We start from the raw sequence: 2,723 nt of genomic DNA, 5'->3' as shown, positions 1-2,723 counted from the left end.
GGTGTTGCGGGCGGATGTGTCGGGGGATCCGGTTTTCCGTGAGCTGGTGGGGCGGGTGCGGTCGGCGGATCTGGCGGCCTTCGCGCATCAGGATCTGCCCTTCGAGCAGGTGGTGGAGGCCCTCAACCCGGTCCGGTCGCCGTCCCGCCACCCCCTCTTCCAGGTCATGCTCGGCTTCCAGAGCGCGAACCGGCAGACAGCACTGGATCCCGGCCGGTGTCGAGGGCGGTATCACCTACGCCGCCGATCTGTTCGACCACACCACCGTCGAGGCCATGGCACACCGCCTCACCCGGCTCCTCGACACCGCCGCCGACGACCCGGACCGGCGGCTCGGCGCCCTCGGCATCCTGGACCCGCACGAGCGCACCCGCCTGCTCACCGTCGGGGACGGCGCCCGCCAGGAACTCCCGCGCACGAACGTCGCGGACCTCTTCGAGGACCGGGCCCGCAGCACCCCGGGGGCAACGGCCGTGGTCGACGCCGACGGGACCGAGCTGTCGTACGCCGAACTCGACGCCCGCGCCGACCGCCTCGCCCGGCGCCTCGTCGCGACGGGTGTGGGGCCCGAACACCCGGTGGCGGTGCTGATGGAGCGCTCGGCGCGACTGATCGTCGCGCTGCTCGCGGTGGTCAAGGCGGGAGGCGCCTATGTGCCGCTGGACGGCCGGTGGCCCAGCTCGCGGATCGACTTCATCCTCCGCGACACGGGAGCGACGGTCCTGCTCACGGACGGCCCATCGGACCTAGGGGCCGGCGCCGACGACCGTCTCGTACGCGTCCATGTCGATGTCGGCGAGGACCAGCAGGGGGCGGGCGAGATCGGGCCGGCCTTCCTCGGAGACCTGCCGGGCGGTCGCGGTGTCGGTCCCGACGGCCTCATGTACGTGATGTACACATCCGGTTCGACCGGGCGGCCCAAGGGGGTCGCCGTGACCCACCGGGGTGTCACGGGCCTGGCCGCGGACCGGCGGTTCGGCGCCGACGCGCACCGGCGGGTGCTGTTCCACTCGGCGCACGTCTTCGACGCGTCCACGTACGAGATCTGGGTGCCCCTGCTCGGCGGCGGAACGGTGGTGGTGGCCGGACCGGGCGAGCTGACCCCCGCGGGGGTCGAGCGGGCCACCGGCGGGCGGGGCGTCACCGCGTTGTTCCTCACGATCGGTCTCTTCCGGGTCCTCGCCGAGGAGGCGCCGGACTGCTTCGCCGGACTCGAGGAGGTGTGGACCGGCGGCGAGACGGTGCCCTCGGCGGTCCTCGGACGGGTGCTGCGAGCCTGCCCCACGACCACCGTGATCGACGTCTACGGCCCGACGGAGGCGACGACCTTCGCCACGTGCGGCGCCGTCACCGACACGGACCTCACCGCGGTGTCGCCGCCGATCGGGCGGCCCATGGACGGGACACGGACGTATGTGCTCGACGCCGGCCTCGGCCTCGTCCCGCCGGGCGTCGTCGGAGAGCTGTACGTGGCGGGCACCGGACTGGCGCGCGGGTACGCGCACCGTGCCGGCCTCACGGCGCAGCGCTTCGTGGCGGACCCGTACGCGGCGCAGTACGCGGCGCCCGGCGAGCGCATGTACCGCACCGGCGACCTGGCGCGCTGGGCGCCCGACGGGCGGCTCGAGTTCGCCGGGCGCGTCGACACCCAGGTGAAGGTGCGCGGCTTCCGCATCGAACTCGTCGAGGTCGAGGCGGCCCTCCTGGCCCATCCGGACATCGCGCAGGCCGCCGCCGTCGTCCGTGAGGACCGCCCCGGCGACCGGCGGCTCGTCGGATACGTGGTGCCGCGCGCGGGCGTGGCACGGGAGGCCGTCGACGGCGTGGACCCCGCCGCACTGACCGGCGGGCAGCTGCCCGAGTACATGGTGCCGTCGGCCGTGGTGGCCGTGGACGCCCTGCCGCTGACCGTGACCGGCAAGCTCGACCAACGGGCCCTGCCCGCGCCGAGAGTGTGGCACGCGAGGGAGGGCAGGGCGCCGCGGACACCACACGAGGAGGTGCTCTGCGGGATCTTCGCCGACGTCCTCGGCGTGCCGTCGGTCACCGTCGACGACGACTTCTTCGCCCTGGGCGGGCATTCGCTGCTCGCGACCCGCCTGGTGAGCCGGGTACGGACCGCGCTCGACGTCGAGCTGCGCATCCACACCCTCTTCGACCACCCCACAGTCGCGGCGCTCGCCGGGCGGCTCCCGTCCGGCGGCACGGCGCGGCCGCCGCTCGGCGTCCGGTCCCGGCCGCACCGGCTCCCGGCGTCCTACGCCCAGCAACGGCTCTGGTTCCTCGGCCAGTTGGAGGGCCCCTCGGCGACGTACGACATCCCGATGGCGGTCCGGCTGACCGGTGCCGTGGACGTGGTCGCCCTCGCGGCGGCGCTGCGGGACGTGGTCGAGCGGCACGAGAGCCTGCGGACCGTGTTCCCGCCGGACCGGGGAGGTGTGCCGTATCAGCGGGTGCTCGGCATGGCCGAGGTGGGCGAGCTGCTCACGGTGACCCGGGTGGCCCCGGCGGAGCTGGGCCGGGAGCTGGCCGCCCGCGCGGACCACCTCTTCGACCTGAGCTCCGAAGTCCCCCTGAGGGTCTGGCTGTTCGAGGTCGCTCCGAGGGAGAGCGTGCTGCTGCTCGTGGTGCACCACATCGCGGGCGACGGCTGGTCGATGGGGCCGCTGGCACGTGATCTGGGGCGGGCGTATGCGGCGCGTTGTGAGGGGCGGGGCCCGGGG

Annotated in this window: 1 protein-coding gene and 1 pseudogene; both read left to right on the top strand. The window is 74.3% G+C overall.

The window, feature by feature from the left end:
- Position 1 precedes the first annotated feature (1 nt).
- Positions 2 to 142: pseudogene (locus IE97_RS43910) on the top strand (hypothetical protein); the annotation flags it as partial.
- 133 nt (positions 143 to 275) lie between these two features.
- Positions 276 to 2,723, top strand: a 2,448-nt coding sequence (locus tag IE97_RS0137765; protein WP_030252121.1) for a non-ribosomal peptide synthetase, incomplete at its 3' end; no start/stop codon positions are given.

The sequence above is a fragment of the Streptomyces sp. NRRL S-455 genome, from assembly GCF_000717875.1.
Classification (GTDB): domain Bacteria; phylum Actinomycetota; class Actinomycetes; order Streptomycetales; family Streptomycetaceae; genus Streptomyces.
Note: the sequence above shows the minus strand (reverse complement) of the source record. Positions and strands in the feature narration are given on the sequence as shown.